The sequence below is a fragment of the Bacillus cereus group sp. BfR-BA-01492 genome (assembly GCF_022662815.1).
GTDB lineage: Bacteria > Bacillota > Bacilli > Bacillales > Bacillaceae_G > Bacillus_A > Bacillus_A cereus_BD.
The window spans coordinates 1-1,497 of sequence record NZ_JAKUEH010000047.1; the positions used below are offsets into that span (position 1 = coordinate 1).

A 1,497-nucleotide genomic window follows, 5' to 3' on the forward strand; every position below is an offset into this window, starting at 1 on the left:
TGAACTGTACCCCGAATCATGGACACTTAAAAAAAGCCCCATGATTCGGGGTTTTTGTGTATTTTTATCAAAAAACCTCGTTATAATGGAACCAATGATAGAAATGAGGTACGGAGAATGAGTAAAATTATTTTTAACGAGATTCAAATAAAACAGCTAGAAAAAAATAAAAATGTATTAAAAGCGTCGGAGCGTTCAATTAGCTATTGTCCAGATTTCAAAATAAAAGCGGTAAAAGAAAATCAACAAGGAAAAGGTCCTAGCCAAATCTTTTTAGAGAATGGGTTTGACTTAGCTGTGATTGGTGAGAAGAAACCAAAACAATGCTTGAAACGTTGGCGAAGAACCTTTGAACAATTTGGTGAAGAGGGATTTTATACAGAACGCCGCGGGAAAGGAAGCACGGGACGCCCTTCGGAAAAATCTCTCTCTTCTGATGAAAAATTAAAGAAAGCGGAAGCACGTATTGCGTTTTTAGAAGCGGAATTGACATTCCTAAAAAAGTTAGACGAACTCGAAAGGCAGGCGTTACAGAAGAAGCGTTAACACCACGAGAAACATACACACTGATTGAACAAATCATACGTCGATTCCAATTCCCACGCATGGTGCGTTACCTTTGCACACTGGCTGGGGTAAGTCGGAGTGGATACTATGCGTGGCTTCATCAGATAGATAAACATCTAGAAAAAGAACGTAATGATGAAACAGATTATGAATGGATCCAAGAAATTTTTAATCGAAAAGGAAAAATATGTGGTGGTCGTTCTATCAAAATGGTGTTAGAAAAGACAAAAGGAATTTGTATGAATCTCAAGCGTATTTACCGTATTATGCGTAAATATAATCTTGTGACAAAGATTCGCCGAGCGAATCCTTATAAACATATCGCAAAAGCGACACAAGAACATAAAACATGTCCGAACCTTTTAAAGCGCCAATTCAATCAAGAAGAGCCTGAAAAAAGTATGTTAACCGATATTACCTATTTATTTTATGGAAAAGGAAAAAAGGCTTATTTATCATGTGTAAAAGACAGTACAACACGAGAGATTTTAGCCTATCATGTCTCCTCTTCTTTACAAATGGATATTGTCTATCAAACATTAGATAACTTGAAAGAGAGATTAGGAGAAGTCATCCATCCTGAGGCGCTTCTACATTCAGACCAAGGTATTCATTATACACACCCTGAATTCCAAAAACGTGTAAGAGAAATGGGGATCAGACAATCTATGTCCCGTAGGGGCAATTGTTTAGACAATGCACCAATGGAATCCTTTTTTGGTCATATGAAAGATGAATTAGATTACAAAGATTGTCAAACCTTTGAATCCCTTGAGCTCAACATAAAGGATTACATGGAGGAGTATAATTATAATCGTTATCAGTGGACATTAAAAAAGATGACTCCGATTGAATATCGGAACCATCTTTTCAGTGCTTGATTTTTCAGGGCTTTTTTATTAAACTGTCCATTTTATAGGGTACAGTTCA

Annotated in this window: 1 protein-coding gene; it reads left to right on the plus strand. The window is 36.5% G+C overall.

The features are described 5' to 3' along the window. Positions 1 to 117: 117 nt before the first annotated feature. Positions 118 to 1,448 (plus strand): IS3 family transposase gene (locus tag MR063_RS21460; protein WP_242201337.1). Its coding sequence is split into 2 segments (ribosomal slippage): positions 118 to 505 and positions 505 to 1,448, totalling 1,332 coding nucleotides; the frame shifts between segments, so codons are not numbered across the junction. Positions 1,449 to 1,497 lie beyond the last annotated feature (49 nt).